Annotated in this window: 16 protein-coding genes; all 16 read left to right on the forward strand. The window is 58.4% G+C overall.

Annotation, left to right across the window (positions count from 1 at the left end; all coding sequences use genetic code 11):
- Window positions 1–797 precede the first annotated feature (797 nt).
- The 16 genes from ACJ8M3_RS02230 (at window position 798) to icmH (ending at window position 20699) form a co-directional block, all read left to right on the forward strand.
- Window positions 798–1763 (forward strand): ImpA family type VI secretion system protein, encoded by a 966-nt coding sequence (locus ACJ8M3_RS02230; RefSeq protein ID WP_033643664.1) that lies wholly within the window; start codon window positions 798–800, stop codon window positions 1761–1763.
- A 24-nt stretch (window positions 1764–1787) separates the two neighbouring features.
- On the forward strand, window positions 1788–2345 hold the full coding sequence (gene tssB, locus ACJ8M3_RS02235; RefSeq protein WP_033643663.1) for a type VI secretion system contractile sheath small subunit: 558 nt from the start codon (window positions 1788–1790) through the stop codon (window positions 2343–2345).
- Entirely contained in the window at window positions 2342–3868 is a 1527-nt protein-coding gene (tssC, locus tag ACJ8M3_RS02240; RefSeq protein ID WP_033643662.1) for a type VI secretion system contractile sheath large subunit, read from the forward strand. Before tssB ends, tssC begins: the two co-directional genes overlap by 4 nt.
- Window positions 3869–4099: 231 nt before the next feature.
- Window positions 4100–4624 (forward strand): Hcp family type VI secretion system effector, encoded by a 525-nt coding sequence (locus ACJ8M3_RS02245; RefSeq protein ID WP_004935369.1) that lies wholly within the window; start codon window positions 4100–4102, stop codon window positions 4622–4624.
- 81 nt (window positions 4625–4705) lie between these two features.
- Complete coding sequence (locus tag ACJ8M3_RS02250; protein WP_015378391.1) at window positions 4706–5152, forward strand: type VI secretion system baseplate subunit TssE; 447 nt, start codon at window positions 4706–4708, stop codon at window positions 5150–5152.
- 11 nt (window positions 5153–5163) lie between these two features.
- Window positions 5164–7005: a type VI secretion system baseplate subunit TssF gene (gene tssF, locus ACJ8M3_RS02255; RefSeq protein ID WP_033643661.1), complete on the forward strand. Its 1842-nt coding sequence runs from the start codon at window positions 5164–5166 to the stop codon at window positions 7003–7005.
- A complete protein-coding gene (gene tssG / locus ACJ8M3_RS02260; RefSeq protein ID WP_046687388.1) occupies window positions 6998–8026 on the forward strand; it encodes a type VI secretion system baseplate subunit TssG in 1029 nt (342 codons plus the stop codon). The genes tssF and tssG overlap by 8 nt, the downstream gene beginning before the upstream one ends.
- A 16-nt stretch (window positions 8027–8042) precedes the next feature.
- Window positions 8043–10628 carry a type VI secretion system ATPase TssH gene (gene tssH / locus ACJ8M3_RS02265; RefSeq protein ID WP_033643660.1) on the forward strand — a complete coding sequence of 862 codons (2586 nt, stop codon included), beginning with the start codon at window positions 8043–8045 and terminating at the stop codon, window positions 10626–10628.
- A 64-nt stretch (window positions 10629–10692) separates the two neighbouring features.
- Window positions 10693–12954: a type VI secretion system tip protein VgrG gene (vgrG, locus tag ACJ8M3_RS02270; protein ID WP_004935351.1), complete on the forward strand. Its 2262-nt coding sequence runs from the start codon at window positions 10693–10695 to the stop codon at window positions 12952–12954.
- A gap of 12 nt (window positions 12955–12966) precedes the next feature.
- Window positions 12967–15192, forward strand: a complete 2226-nt coding sequence (locus ACJ8M3_RS02275) for a DUF2169 family type VI secretion system accessory protein (protein ID WP_206358524.1) — start codon at window positions 12967–12969, stop codon at window positions 15190–15192.
- Window positions 15182–16336: a pentapeptide repeat-containing protein gene (locus tag ACJ8M3_RS02280; RefSeq protein ID WP_226772915.1), complete on the forward strand. Its 1155-nt coding sequence runs from the start codon at window positions 15182–15184 to the stop codon at window positions 16334–16336. Before ACJ8M3_RS02275 ends, ACJ8M3_RS02280 begins: the two co-directional genes overlap by 11 nt.
- Window positions 16329–16943, forward strand: coding sequence for a DUF3540 domain-containing protein (locus ACJ8M3_RS02285; protein WP_033643657.1), 615 nt, complete (start codon window positions 16329–16331; stop codon window positions 16941–16943). Before ACJ8M3_RS02280 ends, ACJ8M3_RS02285 begins: the two co-directional genes overlap by 8 nt.
- Window positions 16944–16949: 6 nt before the next feature.
- Window positions 16950–17315, forward strand: a complete 366-nt coding sequence (locus tag ACJ8M3_RS02290; protein ID WP_033643656.1) for a PAAR-like domain-containing protein — start codon at window positions 16950–16952, stop codon at window positions 17313–17315.
- Between the two features lie 9 nt (window positions 17316–17324).
- Window positions 17325–17831: a type VI secretion lipoprotein TssJ gene (locus ACJ8M3_RS02295; protein WP_033643655.1), complete on the forward strand. Its 507-nt coding sequence runs from the start codon at window positions 17325–17327 to the stop codon at window positions 17829–17831.
- A gap of 1 nt (window position 17832) precedes the next feature.
- Window positions 17833–19191 carry a type VI secretion system baseplate subunit TssK gene (gene tssK / locus ACJ8M3_RS02300; RefSeq protein ID WP_021505816.1) on the forward strand — a complete coding sequence of 453 codons (1359 nt, stop codon included), beginning with the start codon at window positions 17833–17835 and terminating at the stop codon, window positions 19189–19191.
- Window positions 19188–20699, forward strand: a complete 1512-nt coding sequence (icmH, locus tag ACJ8M3_RS02305; protein ID WP_033643654.1) for a type IVB secretion system protein IcmH/DotU — start codon at window positions 19188–19190, stop codon at window positions 20697–20699. The genes tssK and icmH overlap by 4 nt, the downstream gene beginning before the upstream one ends.
- The last annotated feature ends 26 nt before the right edge of the window (window positions 20700–20725 follow it).

The raw sequence follows: 20725 nt of genomic DNA on the forward strand, positions 1-20725 counted from the left end.
ATTTTGCGGTTATAGTAAATGATATCTCTAATGCCACTTTAGTCTGCGAGACTCTTTACCGCAGTGGTGCTTTTGCCGCGGTAAGCCGTATGAGAACACACATGAAGGGGAATTGAATCTTAAATTATTCTGATCATTACCCTGAGTTAACTATAAAAGAACGATACTTTATCCACCAGGCTGTTTGTGTACCAATAGGTATTCGGTGCACCACGGCGGAATGTTAATCTGTGCTTTAGCTTTAAAATTAATAATCAAAACTCTCGCCAAATTGTTTATTTTCACACCAGGTTTCGCATGTGTAAGTACTGAGTGCTGGAAATGAAAGTCACACTGCCATCGTCTTCTATTGATCATTGCGTGCTACCCGCTTGCAAGAAACGACTGGCTGTCATGGTTTTATGAAAAAATTTCACTATTTACTGTGGTTATCATTTGCTAATTAAATTATTTGTATCCAGTGGTATTACTGGAATTATCCTACCAAGGATGAAACGTTGTTTTTAGGGCAGTTTTTGATTTTTTTCCTATTCTTAGCTTGCATAATTATCGCTTGCAATTTATTGATTTTAAAAGGAAAAAATAAATATGTAAATGTAAAATAGTTTAAACCGATCACTGTGATTCTATTGATAGGTTCAATCTATTATTGTTGTTAATATTAATACATCTAAACAATTTGCGAGCTTGGTGACGACTAACTTACGCTAAAAGGACTCTGGGAAAGACTGGCGAACGTAAAAGCCCGCTTTATTAGGCTTTATGTTTCTAGTGCTGATTGAAAAGGATATCAGGCCATGAATGAAGTCATCTCAACGGAAGTGAATGGCGTCGAATTTGATCCACGATACAGTGAAATTGAATTCACGCTTTCGGAATATGACAGCCAAACCGATCCGCTTAATGCCGTAGACAATGCGCGTGATATCAATTGGCACGCCATTCGCGAGCAGTCTGCCGCGTTGCTGGAACAGTGCTTCGATTTACATGTCGTGCTGTGGTTTATGCGCGCCAATCTTCATATCGACGGTTTTTCGGCCTTCTACCAGGGCATTAAGGATATTGACGCCAAATATGCCGAGGAGGGCGCCACCATTTTCCCTCAGGCGGATATGGAACCCTCATCGGACAGCTTTCATGCGGCCGCATTAGGGTGGCTCGCCACATCGTCCTGTCTGCACGAAATCAAGAACAGCAAGATTTTTCCCGACACGCCGTTAACCACCGACGAGCTGCTGAATATGCGGCTTGACGAGCAGGAAGGCAAAAGCCTGCATTTTTCGGAGGTGGTAAAGGTGCTGGGGCAAGCCGACAGTTATTTTGCCGGCAGAAATCTGCCTTCGCTGAAAGAGCAATTGGCGCTGGAAATCGATGCGCTGGAGCGCGTCGAGAATTACGCCAATCTGCAGGCCGAAGATTATCGTTTGGACTGCCGGCAGGTGCGCGACTATTTGAAACAGTTCAACCGCCAGCTGGCTTCACTGGAACAGCAGGAATTGCCGGCTGAACGGGATGACGCGGAGATTGACTCGCCGGATGCTGACGCGCCTGTCGCCATGCCCGGCAAATATATCCGTTCCCGGCAGGATGTCATCTTGCTGTTGGATCAGGTTTTGGACTATTTCCAAAACTATGAGCCCAGCCATCCGGCCCCCATTCTTATTCGACGTTCACAAAAAATGATCGGTATGGACTTCGCGACGATTGTTGAGGAGCTTTTGCCGGAATCTCTGGCCTCGTTAAATCAATTGTCCGGGAAGTAATTTTTATCACAAAGGAGTTTTCCAATGGCTAAGGACTCAAGCTCTCAGAAATTTATCGGTAAAAATAACGCGCCGCGCGTGCAAATTGAATATGACGTAGAGCTTTACGGTTCACAAAAGAAAGTGGAGTTGCCCTTTGTTACGGGGGTCATGTCCGATCTCTCTGGGCATCGGAAAAAGCCTTTGCTGCCGATCGAAGAGCGGAAATTCCTGACCTTTGATCAGGACAACTTCAACGATCGTATGCGCGCCATCAAGCCTCGTCTGCAATTTTACGTAGAGAACACCCTGAGCGAAGACGATGCGTTGCTGGACGTGGAATTGGAGTTTGAATCGATGGATGACTTCACGCCTGGCGCCATCGCCAAACGGGTTCCGCAGATGCAACGCCTGCTTGAAGCCCGGGAACATCTCACGGAGCTGATCACCTATATGGATGGTAAATCCAGCGCGGAAGAAGTGGTGAAGAATCTGCTGGAGAAACCCGATTTTCTGCATCGTTTGGTGACGGATGCGCGTAAAACGGTCGCGGATGCGGAACAGGATGTGCAGGATTCCGGCAATAAAGGAGATGAGGAATGAGAGCGAGGCAACGACGCTATTCGGCTAAGCAGCAGGCTACGGCAGTCGCTGAAGTTGAAACGCAGGAAACGGAAAATGAGCTTGACGGTTTGCTCAAGCGTTCATTCCGGCCCAGAACGAACGAGGCTTCGGAAGCGGTTCGTCGGGCTATCGGCACGCTGTCCGAATATGCCAATAAAGGCAAGGTCAAGGTCAGCCAGGATGTCGTATTGACCATTGAATCGTTGATTGCCCAGATCGACGAACAGCTTTCGCAACAGATGAACAATATCTTGCACCACAAGGAGTTCCAGAAGCTGGAGTCCGCCTGGCAAGGTCTGAGTTATCTGGTCGATAACACCAACGTCAGCGAAACGCTCAAGATCCGGGTGTTGAACATCAGTCAGGATGAGCTGACGCGCAATTTGCGCCGCTATCGGGGCTCCGCCTGGGATCAAAGCCCGGTGTTCAAACAGATTTACGAACAGGAATATGGTCAGTTCGGCGGCGAGCCGTTCGGTTGCATCATCGGCGATTTTGAATTCGATCACAGCCCGATGAGCGTTACGCTGCTGACCGAGTTGGCGAAAATTTCCGCGGCGTCGCACTGCCCGTTCATTTCCGCCGCGTCGCCGTCGCTGCTGCAGATGAGCAAGTGGAACGAACTGGGCAACCCGCGGGATATCGGCAAGATTTTCACCACGCCGGAATATGCGTCCTGGCGCCGCCTGCGCGAAAGCAACGACTCGCGTTACCTGGTGTTGACGATGCCGCGTTTCCTGTCGCGTTTGCCTTACGGGGCGAAAACCAACCCGATCGAAGAGTTCGCTTTCGAGGAGTCCGTCAGGCCGGATGTGGATGATGATTTTTCCTGGGCCAACTCGGCGTATGCGATGGGCGTCAACATCAACCGCGCGTTCCATGAGTACGGCTGGTGTTCGAAGATTCGCGGCATCGAATCCGGCGGCTCGGTGGAAGAACTGCCCGCCTACGCGTTTCCTTCCGATGAGGGCGGATATGAACTGACGTGCCCGACGGAAGTGGCCATTTCCGATCGGCGCGAGCAAGAGCTTTCCGACGCCGGGTTCTTGCCCCTGGTCTATCGCAAGCATTCCGATTTCGCCGCTTTTATCGGTTCTTGCACCATGCACGCGCCGGCGAAATACGAGGATCCCGACGCGACGGCCAACGCCAAGCTGTCTTCGCGCTTGCCTTATATTTTCGCCACGTGCCGATTCGCGCACTATTTGAAATGCATCGTGCGCGACAAAATCGGTTCTTTTCGGTCCAGGGACGATATGCAGCTGTGGCTGAATGACTGGCTGATGAACTACGTCGATGGCGATCCTTCCGTCTCGACCGAGGCGACCAAGGCGCGTCGTCCATTAGCCGCCGCCGAGGTGCGCGTTGAGGATGTAGAAGACGATCCGGGTTATTACCGCGCGCATTTCTATTTGCGCCCGCATTACCAGTTGGAAGGCATGACCGTGTCCTTGCGACTTGTATCAAAACTTCCGTCAGCCAAAAAAGATGGGAGCAGATAAGTTACGGCTGGTCATTGGTTTGGATATTGCCGACGTTAATTATTAAATGGCGTTGGTGGGAATTGATATTTCATTGAAATTTAGTGGCGCTGTTTTTTACGCTATTGCTATTTATTAATGGCTAATGGGTTCTCATTGTCGCTATTTCAATGATCGCGTAGGCAATATAACGACTTATCTGAATAGACTTTTCAATTAACGAAGTAGACCTATCAGTCAAGGAGACAAAAAATGAGCACGAAAGCTTTAGTAGACTATTTTTTGAAAATTGAGGGTGTTGATGGTGAATCACCCGACCAAACCTACCCTGGCTGGATTCAGCTGCAAGCCTGGCAATGGGCGGAAGAAAACGCCGGCCGTTGGGGGTTCGGGAGCGGCGGTGGTTCAGGCAAAGTCGAGATGAAAGACTTTGAGTTTCGCATGGTGAGCAATAAGGCTTCGCCGAAACTGTTCCTGATGTGCGCCACCGGCGAGCATATTCCTCAGGCAAAACTTGTTTGCCGTAAATCAGGCCAGGGTCAGCAAGACTTCATTGCCGTGACCTTCAGCAACTGCCTGGTTTCCTCATTCAAGACCGTGGGTAATATGCCGCTGAATTCCACCATCGGTACTGAAATCGATACCGTGCTGCCAACCGACGTTATCAAGCTGAATTTCGCACGTATCGAAGTTGAGTACAAAGAGCAAAACAATGATGGCTCCATGGGTGCGGTAATTAAGACGGGGTATGACCTCAAGCTTAATGCCCGTATCTGATCATTGATGTCACAACACTAATTGCAGGCTGTCTGCCCGCAGCGATTGCGGGCAGACATAAGCCTTATCGCGAGGTGTTAAATGAAAGCGTCATTGCCCATGCTATTCGATAAGCTCAGCGTGAGACATCAAAGCGCCAGCGCCGATAATTGGCGGCGTGTTTTGGTGCGTGATATCGAATTTTTACTGAATGACGCATCGCGCAGCGCTGATTTGAAACTTCATGATTATGCGCACAGCGAAAGTTCGGTATTGAATTATGGCCTGCCGTCGCTGAGCCAACGCATACCGATTAATACCGATCCGTTAACGCTGGCGAGACATATACAAAGAATCATTACTTCGTTTGAGCCGCGTCTGGATCCGAAAACGATTCGTGTGGTGCCTGTAGTGAATGAACGCCAATCGTATGTGCTGGCGATTTTATTCGATATTTATGGCACCTGCTCATTACCGGGTGACGAAATGCTGGTTAATTTGCGCATCGCTCTTGATTATTCCTGTGGCGCCGTACACGTATTTGATTAATAGGGGTGACTATGTTCAGTGAGCGCTTTCTCCAATTATATAATGATGAGCTGCGTTATTTTCGCGAGGCCGGTCGTCAGTTCGCCTCTTCTCATCCCCAGGTCGCCCAGCATTTAGGCATGCATATCGACGGCGTGCTGGATCCTTTCGTTGAGCGTCTGTTGGAGGGCTCCGCGTTCCTTTGCACCCGCATCCAGGAAAAGCTGAACAATGAGCAGCCGGAATTTGCCCTGCAAATGCTCTCACGCCTGGCGCCGCTGTGGTATACGCCGGTTCCCGCGATCGCTACCGTCGCGATTAAGCCCGATCTCTCTTTTCCCCAGTGGCACAGCCAGGTTGACCTGCCGCGCGGGAGCCGCATGACCCTCAACGATATCTCGCTGAACAACAAACCCGCCACGTTCACCACGGCGCGGCATATTAAAGTGCAGCCCGTTGAGATTTCACTGGCGGAATGTGAGATTTTGCCGCCGCACCATTTGCCTGACGGCGCCGCCAGACACATGCAGGATTGCTCGGCCTACGTCAGGATATGCCTGACGACGCACGGCGTGCTTCCCGTCTCGGAGCTGGATCTCGAGCCGCTGCACCTGACGCTGGCGGAAGATACGGTGCGGGCCAATCAACTGCTGGCCGCGTTGCTTAATCGCACCTTGCGCATCGTGCTATGGGCGAAAAGCGACGACCGGCCAATCGTCAAAGTCTTGCAGCCGGACAGCTTGCGCCTGGGCGGCGTCAGCGATGAAGAAGCCTTGTTGCCCACCGTGGTGGGGGAACTGCCCGGCAACCGGCTGATGCGCGAATACTTCGCCGCGCCAAGCCGCTTCTTCAGCCTGGAGCTGCATGGCGTGCAGGATTTTCTGCGCCAATGTGAACGCGTTCACGAGTTCGAGATCTTGTTCGCGCTGGAGCAACGCCCACTCACTCTGATCGGTCGCGTCAACGCCAGGGATTTTCATCTTTTCGCGACCCCGGTCATCAACCTGTATCGCCGCCATTGCTCGCCGGTGCTGCTGACGGATGAGCGCACGGAGCACCAGCTGGTGGTCGATCGTTTGAACACCTCGCTGTATGAGATACACAGCGTAAAACAAGTGAAAGGCATGCTGCCCGACGGCAACCCGGTGATTTTCTCTTCACTGCAGGCCGACGTGCAGTACGACTGCGAGCGGGAGCCGGCCGGTTATACGCTGCACCGTCGCCGGGAGCCGTCGCCCTCCAAGTACAATAATCCGCACCTGCCCAACGAAGATACCTTCATCGCCATCTCGCCGGGCAAAAGCGGCATCGACATCGACGACATCACGTCGCTCAGCGTCGAGGCGCTGGTATGCGAACGGCATCTGGTGCCGGCGCACCTTCAGCAGCCGCATTTCCAGCTGGAAACGGCGATGCCGATCCACCAGGTGGAGATCGTCCGCTACCCGAGCAACCCGGTCGCGGTGCCGAACATCAGCCAGGCGTGGCAGGCGATCCAGATGCTGGCCTCCAATCCTTTGCGCCATGCGCGCCCCGACGTTCAGGATTGTTCGGCGCTGTTGCGCGACTGGCTGTCGTTGTTCTGCCATCAGGATGACTCCAGCCAGCGCAAGCGCATCGCCAGCATTAAAAACGCCTGGGTGGAGCACCATTTCGAACGCAATCAGGGGCCGGGGCCGCTGGCCTGGATCCGCGGAGCCGAGATCGCCGTCAACTTAAGCGCCAACCATCATGCCGACCACGGTGCCTATCTGTTCGGCAAAATATTGCACCACGCGTTGAGCCAATACGGCGACCTGAACCAAACGTTAAGCATGAAGCTGTTGCTGGATGGGGAAACCCACGCCGACTGGGGGGCGCTCTACTATGGCTGATATGTCGTTGATGCGTGAAACGGCGCTCTCGTTGGAGCCGGCGCCGACGCCGGGGGCGCAAAGCGAAAGCGCGGGCCAGGCCGAAATCCGCGGGCTGTCCAATCGACAGGATTTTTTCGAGCTGCTGCGGCGTATCGAACGCGCGCAGCCGGATGCGCCGCGGCTCGGCGTCTCCAACGATCGCAGCCGCGAAAGGCTCTGCATTACCCAGCCGGCGGATATGGCGTTCGCTTCGCGTGAAATCGCCTCTATCGTGCAGCGCCCTAAGCAAGTGCTGATTCAGGCGCGGCATTTCGGCATGTTCGCCCCCTACGGCCCGCTGCCGATCCATGTGACCGAGCACGCGCGCACCGAAGTCATCGCCAGACGCAACCAGGCGTTCCAGCAGTTCGTCGGCATCGTCAGCCAGCGCTTCGCCGTATTGCACTACCGGGCCTGGGCGCAGCTGAAGGCGATGATCGGCCATGAGCATGACGATGACAAAAACCCGTTCTTGCGCCATTTGCGCCAGACGGTGGGCGTCGATACGGCGCTGACGGTGAACCCGCATATCCAGCGCCTGCGCGAGGCGTACCCCGGCACTTATCTGCCCGGTCGCCGCTCGCTGCGGCAGCTCAACAAGATGTTGGCGGCCTATTTCGCCGTTCCCATCACGATTACGCCGCGCTACGCCAAGTGGATCGACGACGGCAAGCAAAGCGGCAGCCAAAAGCTGGGCAAGTTGGGCAGCACGCGCATCGGCAGCCGCTTTTTCGATGCCCAGTACGGCGCGCATATTCAGATCGGCCCGCTGGGGGCCCCGCAGTATCAGCAGTATCAGCGCGGCAGCAGGCGGCTGCAGGCGTTGGTGAGCATCTGTCATGACTTTACGAGCCATCAGCTGATGCTGGATGTCAGCCTGCTGATTGCCACGGAGCCGGGCATGGCGGCGCAGCTGGGCGGCAAGTCGCTGAGTAAAGACAGCTGGCTGAAACCTAAGACAGGGACGTTTAGGCAGCTGGTTTATCAATCAACAACTTAATATAAGGAAATTTAAGGTGTATCAACGAGAACGTCTTTTTTCGCGATTGGGCCACTTTGCCTATCAGTCGTTCGTCGAGGCGACCAAGCTGTGCCGAACCTTCAGGCACGAATACGTGGAGCTGGAACACTGGCTGAAAGTCCTGGTGGACAAGGAACGCGGCGACTTGCCGATGATCCTGGCGCACTACGCCATCAACAGTCAGCGCATCAGCGATGCGTTGGATCGCATTCTTCATACCTTGCCTAACCGGACGAATGCGGTGGTGGATCTGTCGACGCAACTGGAAACGGTGGTGGAAAGAGGGCTGCTGATGAGCCAGCTCGCCGAAACGCCGTCCGGCGGGGTGCGCACCATTCATATCCTGGTCGGCATTCTGCAGGATCCCACGTTGCAGCGCAGCCTGTACCGGCTGAGCGACGAGTTCAAAAAACTGCCGATCCCGCAGCTGTTCGACGATTATCCGGCGATTCTGGCGGAGTCCGTCGAGCATGAGGAAGAGGAAGAAGAGGTCTACAGCGCCCACGGCGATGCGCCGGAGGCGTCCGAGACGGTCGATATTCTCGATAAATGGTGCGCCGATCTGACCCGCCAGGCGCGCGACGGTGAAATCGACCCGGTGATTGGCCGCGAAGCGGAGCTGCGCCAGGTGATCGACATCTTGCTGCGTCGCCGGCAGAACAACCCGATTTTGGTGGGTGAAGCCGGGGTCGGCAAAACGGCGGTGGCAGAAGCGCTGGCCTGCAAGATAGCCCAGGGGCAGGTGCCGCCGCTGCTGCAGGGCGCCCGGTTGCTGTCTTTGGATCTGGGGCGCATGCAGGCCGGGGCGAGCATGAGGGGCGAATTCGAATCGCGCCTGAAAGCGCTGATCGACGCCATCGCGCATTCGGCGGTGCCGGTGATCCTGTTTTGCGACGAGGCGCATACGCTGGTGGGCGCCGGCGGGCAGGCCGGCACCGGCGACGCCGTCAACCTGTTGAAACCGATGTTGGCCAGGGGGGCGCTGCGCATGGTGGCGGCGACGACCTGGTCGGAATACAAACAGTTCATCGAGCCGGACGCCGCGCTGACGCGCCGTTTCCAGTACGTGTTGGTTTCTGAACCCGACGAAGAGAATGCGGTGAACATGATGCGCGCCATCGCCCCGCATTTTGCGCAGCACCACAGCGTCAAGATCCGTGAGTCGGCGCTGCAGGCGGCGGTGCATTTGTCGCTGCGCCATCTGCCGTCGCGGCAACTGCCGGATAAAGCCATCAGCTTGCTGGACACCGCCTGCGCGCGGGTGGCGCTGAGCCAGCATGCGCTGCCTGAAAAAATCGAGTCGCTCGAGGCTGGGTTGGCGGTGAAGCGCACCGAAATGAACGGCCTGCAGGAGGAAAGCAAATTCGACGATCTGGCGCTTACCCGCATCACTGAATTGCAGCAGACCCTCAGCGACATGGAAGGCGAACTGGATGCGCTGCGTCAGCGGCAGGCGCAGGAGCAACAGGCGGTCACCACCTTGCTCGACGCGGAGCGGCAGTCGCCGGAGCGCTTGCCGCAGCTGGCCTCCGAGCTGGGAGCCTTGCAAGACGGCGGCCTGCCGTTGGTGTATCCGTGGGTGGACGACCGCGTCGTGGCGGAGGTGTTGTCGGATTGGACCGGCATCCCCACCGGCCGCATGCTGCAAAGCGATCTGGACAATGCGCTCAATCTCAACCAACTGCTGAGCCGCCAGATATTCGGCCAGCAGACGGCGATCGATGAAATCGCGCAGGCAGTGCGCATCTCCCGCGCCGGCATTCAGGCGCACGATCGGCCATTGGGCGTTTTCATGCTGTCCGGCCCGAGCGGCGTCGGCAAAACGGAGACCGCGTTTGCGCTGGCGGAGGCGATGTACGGCGGCGCGCATAACCTGATCGTCTTCAATATGAGCGAGTTTCAGGAATCGCATACCGTTTCCACCCTGAAAGGGGCGCCGCCGGGCTATGTCGGCTACGGCAAGGGCGGCAAGTTGACGGAGGCGGTGCGCCGCAAACCTTATTCCATCGTCTTGCTCGACGAATTCGACAAGGCGCATCCCGATATCCACGAGGCGTTTTATCAAGTCTTCGACAAGGGCGTGATGGAAGACGGTGAGGGCCGCATGATCAGCTTCCGCCAGTGTTTCATTTTAATGACGAGCAATATCGGCGCCGGCGAAATAGAAGCGACGCTGGCGGAAACGCCGGATCTGAAAACCGAAGCGCTGCGGCCGATGCTGCACGACGTGCTGGCGCGCTTCTTCCCGGCGGCGCTGTTGGCGCGCATGAACGTCATTCCCTACGTGCCGCTTTCTACCGAAGCGATAACCCATATCGCCACCAAACAGATTTCACGTTTACAACAGCGTTTGCACAAAGAAGTGGGCGTGTCGCTGGTGCTGGAAGGCGACATTCCAGGCTGGATAGCCAAACGCATCAGCGCCCATCCTTCGCGCGGCAGAGCGGTCGAGTCGCTGCTGCAGCAGGCGATTTTGCCGCCCATCAGCAATGAAGTGCTGCAGCGCAAACGGACGGGACAGGAACTGCAGAATATCCAACTCATGGTCGAGAACGATAGTTTAAGTGTTTATTTCGACTGATTTTTAATTTGCCGCCGGCCCGCAAACGCGGGGCGGGGTTCGATATCGGATCAGAGAGGTTGTTATGCCTTTAATCGAAATTGATAACCCGGTGTTAGCCGAATTAAATGCGTTTCCACTCAGCTTCACCACCAAAGAAGGGTTGTCGAGCAACTCGCAATATACGCTCGAATTCGAATGTGAACAGGCGGACGTTGATTATGAATCTCTGCTGGGTCAAGGGATCAGCATTCAAATAGAAAGGCCGGATTTCGGCGCGCGGCCGTTTTACGCTTACGTGATCGGCGCCTCCGATTCGGGGCAGCATCAGGATAAGTTCGTCTATAAGCTGGAGCTGAGCACCTGGCTGTGGTTTTTGATGCAGAACCGCAACAGCCGCATTTTCCAGGATTTGAACGTGCTCGACATCATCGAGCAAATCTTCTCGCGCTACGGTTTTGCCGACTACCGTCTGGATATTCAAGGCACTTATCCGACGCGTGAATATTGCGTGCAGTTTTCTGAAACGGATTTCGCGTTTATCAGCCGCCTGCTTGAAGACGAAGGTATCTGGTATTACTTCGATCACGCCGAGGATAAACACACGCTGGTGATCACCGACCGGCAGAATTTCGACGATCTGGATTTCGGTTACGCCGTGTTGCCGTTCATGCCGGACAGCGAAGAAAACCGCGCCATCCGCGAAGGGATCCAGCGCATCCAGCGTTCACGCAAAGTGCGCCCAAATGAAATCGTGCTGCGCGACTTTGACTTCCAGAACCCGCGCAAGAACCTGCAAACCAAGGTGGAAGAGAGCCGCCTCGGCCTGCAGAACACCCCGTTGGAGTGGTATGACTACGCGGCGGGTTATGTGGATACCGAACGCGGTGAAAACCTGGCGCGGCTGCGCCTTGAAGAAATGCAAAGCGACGGCCATCTGCTGTTTGGCGAGAGCAACGCCGTCGGGCTGATGGCCGGCAAGGATTTCTCCTTGATTTTGCACCCGGACGCCAACCGCAACCGCCGCTTCAAGCTGACTCGCTGCGACTATGTGTTCGTGCAAGACGGCCCGGACAGCAGCAGCGACGGCCGCAACGTCACCTGCCGTTTCAATGCGTTGAACGACGACGTGCCGTTCCGCCCGCTGCGCGAAACGCCAAAGCCGCAGATGCCGGGCATCCAGAGCGCCACCGTGGTCGGCGCGCCCAACTCCGAAGTGCATACCGACAAATTTGCGCGCATCCGCGTGCATTTCCACTGGGATCGCTACAAAACCACCGAGGAAGACAGCTCTTGCTGGATCCGCGTGGTGCAGGCCTGGGCCGGGAAAGGCTGGGGCGTGATCGCCATGCCGCGCGTCGGTCAGGAAGTGCTGGTGACCTATGTCGACGGCGATCTCGATCGTCCGATGGTGACCGGGATTGTGTATAACGGCGACAACCCGCCGCCTTATCAGTTGCCTGAATACATCAACTACTCGGGCATGGTGTCGCGTTCGCTGCGCTTCGGCAAGCCGCAGCATGCCAGCCAGTTGACCTTCGATGACAACCGCAACAACGAACGCGTCATGCTGCATGCCGAACGCGATCTGCAAACCACGGTGGAGCGCAACCAGGCCACCGAGGTGGGAATGGACAAGTTCGACATCATCCGCCGCACCTTTACCGACTGGTTCACCAACCACGTCTCTTACAAGGATTACGTCTTCAGCATTACCGGGTTTGACGCCTCGATTAAAGGCGTCAGCGCGTCGATGACCGGCGTCAGCCTCACCGCCACCGGCGTGAGCACCTCGTTTACCGGCGTCAGTACCTCGTTCACCGGCGTGAGCACGTCATTTACCGGCGTCAGCACTTCGTTCACCGGGCTGAGCACCTCGTTTACCGGGCAGAGCACCAGCTGCACCGGCGTATCAAACTCGATGACCGGCGAAAGCAACTCCTTCACCAGCATCAGCAACAGCATGACCGGCGAAAGCAACAGCTACACCACGGTCAGCACCAGCCAGACCGGCAGCAGCACCAGCTTTACCGGCGTCAGCGTCAGTACCACCGGCTCGTCGACCAGCACCACCGGCTGCAGCATCAGCACCACCGGATCGTCGACCAGCACCACTGGCTGCAGCATCAGCACCACCGGCAGCAGCGTGAGCACCACCGGCAGCAGCGTCGGCACCACCGGCAGCAGCGTCAGCAGCACCGGCAGCAGCGTCAGCAATACCGGCAGCAGCGTCAGCAATACCGGCAGCAGCACCAGCACGACAGGGGTGTCGATCAGCTATACCGGCGCGTCACTGTCCGAGACCGGCGTCGATTTGAAAAAAGTCGGGATGCAAAGCAAAAACTAACGAGGCGCGGCAATGAGAATCATACGGCCACAGCAATTGGTGGCGATTAAAGGAAGTTACCAGATCGGGACAGACAGCCGGCTCGGCATCAGCGTCGTGGCCGGATGCTACCTGTCCCGGCCTGAGCACTTCGTGAACGAAGCCGAAATCTGGGAGGCGTGGAAGCGCGTGCCGCTCAGCCTGCCGATATTGGATGTTGCCGAGCCGAAGCCGTTCGCCGAATACCTGATCGCCGGCCATGCCGGCATCGGTCAGCCGGTGAAAACGCTGAATGTCAGCGCCGACATCGGCGGGCTGAAGCGCCGTTGGCGGGTCGAGGGCGAGGGACGGCGCGGCGCGATGGAGGTGGAACCCTTCCTCAGCGTGCCGCTGGATCACACCTCCGCCTGGGGCGGCAAAGACAACAAGGAGAACCCGTTTGGCCGCGGCTGCAATGACGGGCTGCGGCCGCTGCTGATGACGCTGTCCGCCGAGGGGACCGCGCAGGAGCGCTCTCCGCTGGCGGCGCCGGCGCCGGTGCCGCACGAGTTTGCGCTGCGCAAGGCGCACATCGATAAGGTGGCGGGCCAGATCGCCGGCAAAGCCTATCTCGAGACGGCATTCCCCGGGCTGCCGGCCAATATCGATCGGCGTTATTTCCAGATGGCGCCGCCGGCGCAGTGGTTGCCGGAAGCGGCGTGGCCGGATCGGGTGCCCTTCGAGCTGCAGGGCGTCGGCGCGCAAAGCGAGGCGATTCGCGGCGAGCTGCCGGCGGTGCGCGGACGGGCGTTCATCCGCCGTCACGATAGCGACAGCCTCGAGGAAATCGAGCTGCAGCGCAAAACGCTGTGGTTCCTGCCCGACAGCGACATCGCTTTGCTTATCTTCACCGGCAATGCGCCGTTGACGCATCTGCTGGACGAGTCCATCGAGTCCGTCATGCTGGCGTTGGATCGCTGCGATGCGCCGCGCTCGTTCGACTATTTCCAACAGGTATTCCGCAAGCGCAGCGACGATGACGCCTCGCCCTTTGAGTTTCTGTTCGATCCGGATCTGATGCCGGCGGAGATGGGATTGAACGTCATCCAGGCGGTGTCGGATCACCCCAGCGATTTGCGTTACGATCCGTCGCCCACCTCTCTGGGCGATTCCGCCGTGTTCTATCAACGCATCCGCGAGGCGATCGCCTTGCACCAGCAACAAGCGGCGGCGGAGCCCGCTTCCGTGACGTTGCCCGATCTGCCGGATCTTCCCGCTGAAGACGGCAATGACGCGTTTTTCCCCGATAGCGCGACCGTGGAAGGGAAGACTTTCACCGGTTTGCGCTGCGAGGCGCTGTCGGGTCGGCATTTTCTGCAGTGCCGCTTTGAGCGCTGCGATTTCTCGCAGGCTTCCCTCGACGGCTGCACCTTCGAAAACTGCGTTTTTGATGCGGTCAATTTGACGCAGGCGGCGCTGCGCCAGATCCGCATGATCTCGTGCACGCTGCAAAAGCCGTTGCTGGCGGAAAGCGTGTGGCAAGAGGCGGTCTTGGAACGGGTGACGCTGGCGGAGCCTCAGGGGCAAGGGCTGCGCGCCGACCACGTGAAGCTGGATAACTGCGTTTTCGAACGGGGCGATTTCACCGCGAGCCGCTTTGAACACGCGGCGATCGGCAACGGCATGTTTAATGGCGCGACGCTGATCCGCGCGCAGTTTCTGCAAGGCGAGCTGGACGCGTGCGTGTTTAACCGCTGCCTCGCCGAAGAGGCGGTTGCGCTGGAGATGACGCTCACCAAAAACTCGTTCCTTGGCGGCAACTGGCGCGGCGTGCGCTTCGAACGCTGCCGCGTCGAGAGCCTGACGGCGGGCATGCAGGCGAACTTTTCCCACGCCGTGTTCAGCGATAGCTGTTTCACCAAAGTGGGATTGAAAGCGGCGCGCATGGAGAGGTGCCAACTGCTGTACAGCGTTTTCACTGAATGCAACTTTGACGAGGCCGATCTGACGGCCTGCGCGATCGCCAGCTGCGATCTGGCCGGCGTGCGGTTTAAAGACAGCCTGTTGACGCACTCACGTTGGCAAAACAGCAGCGCTCAGCAAGGCCTGTTTTATAACGCCGATCTGCGCGATGCGGAATTTGACCAGTGCAATCTGGCGGCGGCGCATCTGGCGATGACCTGGCAGGACGCCGGCACGCGGTTCAGCGGTTGTCTGCTGGAGCGCGCGTGTTGGGTGCCGCGCAGAATCATTCATGGGGACTATGTGCATGAAAACTGAAAGCCGCGTGATTCAACAGGCGCTGCCTGACCGAGAGGCGATCGAACTGGAGGTCGCCCAGGCGGTGGCGCAGACGCCGCCCATGCCGCGGATCTTCAAGAAACGCCGGTTTCACGATCGCGAGCTGAAAGGGTTGACGCTGAGCGACTGCTTTTTCATCGACTGTCATTTCGAACGCGTCACGTTTGAAGGCTGTGATTTGCGGGCGGTGCGCTTTGAGGGCTGCACCCTGCAGCAGGTCAACGTGGTCGGCGGCAGCCTGATGCGCCTGTCGTTCAACGAATGCCGGTTTGAGAACCTGACGCTGCAACAGGGGCTGCTGTGCAATTTGGCGTGCAACGACACCACGCTGCAGGGGTGTTACGTCGGCGATTGTCTGCTGGATGACTGCGGTTTGATCCGGTGCGAGGTCAACGGCGCGGAAATTGAACGCAGCAGCCTGGGGCATCTGGCCGTGCAGTCCAGCACCCTGACCAACCTGATGTTTCACCAGGACGTGATACAGGACGCCAACTGGTACGCCTGCCAGCTCACGCAGTGCCTGTGGCAGGCGTCGACCCTCGAGCGCCACATCATGGGGAGCTGCCGGCTGGAGACGTGCAGCTGGCAGACGATCGCGGGGCAGGCGCGCATCTGGTTCACCTGCCGCCTGTCGGGCTGCACTTTGGCTCAGCTACAGCTGCAGGGCGCCAGTTTTCACCGCAGCGAGCTGGAGGGGTGTTCGTTCGCCGACAGCGATCTGACCTCGGCGGTCTTCGCTGAAGCGCAGGCGCTGCGCTGCGATTTCGAGCGCGCGACGCTGATCCTGGCGCAGGGGCAGAAGGCCCGGTTCAGCGAATGTGCGATGGGCGGCGCCAACTGGGGGCGCGCCATCTTGCCGCAAGCGGAATTCAGGGCGTGCGATCTGGCGTTAGCCAATCTTGAGCAGGCCGAACTGCGGGAAGCGAACCTGATCGAACAGCCGTTGACCGCCGCTCAGCAACAGAGCGCTCGCCTGCATGGCGCGCAGCGTCATCGCGCCGAAAACGTGCCGCTTACCGCCGATCCGTTCTTGAGCGCGATCGACGCCTGGTATGCGCATCAACAACCGGGGCCGCGGCAACCGTCGTATCAACGGCCAACAGGAGTAAGCAGATATGTATAAATCCAGAAGAGAGCATCAGAAGGTCTATGCCAACGCCAGGGTGACGCCTTTGCAGTTGGTGCGCAGCGCTCCGCTTCCCGAACAAGGGGGGCGCAAGGTGGTGACGCTGGCGGCCGACGCCAACGGCGGTCTGTATGTCGACGGCATGCGCGCCCATTGTCTGGCGGTCGCCACCAGCTGCCTGGTTCAGCCGCTGGCGGGCGATCGCGTTTGCGTCATCGCCGACGGCGACAAGTTGGTCATCACCGAGATCCTGTCGCGGCAACAGGCGAACGCCGTTATGACGTTGGACAGCCGCTGCGCCAACTTGCGCATCGTGGCGCCGGAGATAGAGCTGCAGGGCGGCAAGCGGCTGACGCTGCGCAGCCCGCACTTCACGCTGCTGACGCGCAGCAGCCGTTGGGTCGCCGAAACGCTGCACCAAATCTCTCAACGCCTGTTTGTGCGCAGCAAGCACGCGAGCCGGCGGGTGGAGGAAACCGACGAGGTGCTGGCCAAGCACATCATTCAGGATGCGCGGCAATCCCTCGTCATCAACAGTGAAATTGGTTCCCTGAAGTCTTCGGCGGTGCTGAAGATCGACGGTGGCCAGATACATATGGGGTAAACCACCATGACTGCAGCCAATACCAACATGGGCGGGATCGGCTTTGCCGGCTGCGACCCGATGATACCGGCGCCGGGCCCGAACACCTCGCCCAACAACACCGGCATACCGAACGTGCCTAACATTTTCATTTCCGGCGGCAATGAACAAAACCTCGGCACCACTCGTGTGGCCACCGCCGATTCGGGCGGAGTGATCGGCGCTGCCTCGGGGACGCATTCGGCCCAGGCGCAGCCGGTGCAGGGATCGGGTAAGTATTTCTCCGGCGGCATGCCGGTCACGCGGCTAGGTGATTCCAGCACGACGAACAACAACAACATGGTCTGCACTCAGGTCGCGCCGAGCCAGACCAAATGTTTCGTTAATGCATAGGAGTTCAGCATGGTGAAAACGCTCCGGGGGATTGCGACAGGGGGACTGTTGGCGGTGGGGATGCTCGGCGGATGCAGCTGGTTTTCTCACGATGAGGCTGCGGATGCGGGGCGTCGGTTGCGGTTTATCGACGTCGAGGTGACCGCCAACGACAACGTGAACCCGAATGCCGCCGGGGAGGCGCAGCCGGTCAAGGTGTGCGTGATAGAAACCAATCGCTCGGGGTGGATGCCTGAGGGAATTGGCGACGGCGCCCCTTGCCGCGAGACGGCGCCGTCGGAAGGGGCGCTGAGCCGGCACCAGAGCATTTTGCAACCGAGGGAGACGTTGCGTTATCGCTTCGAGGTGCCGGCGGGGCAAGAGCGATGGGTCGTCGTCGGGGCGGAGTTTCAGCAAATCAGCGGCGTGCTGCCGCTCGCCGAGCAAAAGTCCCCTGCGCAGGCTGATTCGCAAATGAAGGTGATGGTGGGGATGACGTCACTCAGCATAGTGACTAACGACAAAATGGATGAATGACATGTTACCTAAACAACGCGTCGCCTGGGTAGAAGGCATGTTGATGGAACCGCAGCATTTCCAGCAGCAGGAACGTTTTTTCGAGCACTTGATTGAAGCGCGCTTGCGCAGCGTCGAAACCTTCACCTGGGGGTTCCTGACGCTGGAGATCGACAACGGGCTATTGGAACAGGGCAAGTTTGCGCTGAAGAAAGCCAAGGGCGTTTTCCCCGACGGCACGGCGTTCAGCATGCCTGAGGATATTCCGCTGCCGCCGCCGCTGGTGCTGGGAGAAGGCTGCCAGGGGAAAGTGGTGTGCCTGTCCGTGCTGATGGATATCGCCGGCAACGCCCAGATCGATCTTATCCAGGATGCGCGAAAAAGCAGCCGTTTTCGCACCATGGACGCCGAGGTGCCGGATCGCAACCACGGCGTCAGCCTGGAAGGGACCCCGCGCGTGTGCACGATGCAACTGGGCAGCCTGGTGACGCGGCTAAGCCTGGAGGACGCGGTCAGCAGCGCGGAAAGCGTGCTGCCGGTCGGTTTCGTGCGCGAGCTCACCAGCGATCGTCGGGTGCTGCTGGATGAGCGCGCCTTGCCGCCGATGCTGGATTTCCGCGCCATCGGCTGGCTGCCCGCTTTCACCACCGAATTGCTTGGGCTGATCAGCCAGCGTCTGGAGTCGGTTTTCCGCCCGGACGTGCATATGACGATCGGCGGGCTTTCCGAGCTGCTGGAACTGCTGTTGCTGCAAACCTTGAGCGAGTTCAATTTGCGCATTAGCCAACTGCTGGCCAGCCCGCAGGTGCATCCTGAAACCCTGTTCGACACGTTGCTGAGCCTGCTGGGGCGGCTCAGCATCATTCCCGGCGGCGAACGCCTCTGGGATCGGGCTGATTTGGTGTATCTGCACGATGAACCGCACAACTGCTACTTCCAACTGTTCGCCTCGATTCGCCGCGCGCTGTCGCTGGTGATCGAAGCGCCGGCGGTGGCGTTGCCGTTTATCGATCGCGGCGACAGCATTTATCTGTGCCCGAACGACTCGCAGCTGCGCCTGGAAAAACTGGTGTTCGCCGTCAGCTGCGGTTTGTCCATCGAGCATCTGCGCTCGTATTTCCCCGCGCAGGTCAAACTGGGGCCGGTCGAGAAAATCATTCAGCTGATCGATCTGCAATTACCGGGCGCTCGCTTGCTGCCGATGGCTTCGCCGCCGCGCCACATACCGTATTACCCGAACAGCATCTATTTCGAGGTTGATCATGCCGACCCGATTTATAAGGAAATGATGGCCGGCTCGGCGATGGCGCTCAGCATCGTGGGTGATTTCCCCGACCTGCGTTTTGACGTCTGGGGATTAAGGCAAGGGAGGGTGGGATGAACGAATTCGAGAGAAAAATACGCGAGGCGATGGCGGTAACGCGCAACAACGCGACGCCGCGCCTTCCCGCGTCCGGCTCGGTGGGCAAAACGACGGCGGAGATCGCCGCGCTGTCCTTCGGCGCGCGGGCGCTGGCCGCCAAGCTGCGGCCGGGAAGCGCCGGGGTGGCGACGCCCCCCGAACCCAAGCCTTATGAAGCGGAAAGCGTTGCGCCGGAAAGCAGCGAGCCCGCGCCGGGCGAGCGCCCGGCCGAGGCGGCGCCGACCTCGAGCGGGCTGTTCGGCCGCGCCGCGCTGAGCAAGCCCGGCGTGATGATGGGCCATTGGGACAACCCGCTGATCGCCGCCGCTATCCCGGTCCTGCTGCAGGTGGAGCGGGTGCGCGATCAGAAACAGCTGAATCCGGGCGCGGTACGCGCGCAGATCGTGCGCGAGATCCAACAATTTCAGCAGACGCTGCTGGCGGATCACATCGCGCCGAGCGATGTGGACAAGCTGGCCTATCTGCTGTGCTCCTACGTGGATGAGTGCTGCATGAGCACGCTCGAATCCGGCGAACTGAATCTCAGCCTGCTGGTGGAGTTTTATCGCGACGCCTGGGGCGGGGAAAAGTGCTTCGAGCACCTGCAGGCCTATCTGGCCGCCTCGCCGCGCAACAAGGAGATCCTGGCGTTTTACGATCTGATCCTGTCGCTGGGCTTCGAAGGGCAATACCACGTAATGGAACGCGGCGCGGTGCTGTTGGCCGACGTGCGCAACCGTCTTGACGGCTATCTGTACAGCCAGAACCCGACGCAGACGCTGGCCGATGCCGAGCCGAGCAACGTGGTGCGCAAGGCGACCCGCATCACGCCGCTGAAGCTGCTGTGCTACGGCCTGGCCATCGCGCTGCTGGCGTACGCCTCGGCCGCCTGGTATCTGCACGATCAGTCCCGCGCGCTGCGCAACGCCATTTTGGCCTGGACGCCGCCGCAGCCGCGCAAAATCAACATCATGGAGACGCTGCCGCAGCCGCTGCCGCAAATCCTCAGCGAAGGGTGGCTGGAGGTGCGCGCCGATCCGCGCGGCTGGCTGTTGATCTTCACCTCCGACGGCGCGTTCGCCACCGGGCAGTCGAAGCTGTCGGAAGAGTTTAAAAAGAAACGCAACATTGAGCGTTTGGGGGAAGCGCTGGCGCCGTGGCCGGGCGATCTGGAGGTCATCGGGCATACCGACAACAAACCGTATCGCAACACCTCCAACAACTCCAACCTGAAACTGTCCGAGGCTCGCGCGCAGACGGTCGCCGACAAGCTGCGCGAATCCTTGGCCAACAGTAAATACAACCGCACCGTGACATCGGTCGGCAAGGGCGATCAGGAGCCGCTGGACGACAACGCGACGGAAGAAGGGCGCCGCCGCAACCGCCGCGTGGACATCCTTTGGAAAATCGGCGAGAGGGAGATGGCTTCACCGTCTGCAACGTTAAATCAGGCAGGGGTAGCCGCCGAGGTCCCCGAGGATAACTAAGACATCCGCCGGCGTAGAGATAATAA

This window comes from Serratia sp. CY55921 (assembly GCF_052167655.1).
GTDB classification, from domain to species: Bacteria; Pseudomonadota; Gammaproteobacteria; order Enterobacterales; family Enterobacteriaceae; genus Serratia; species Serratia ureilytica.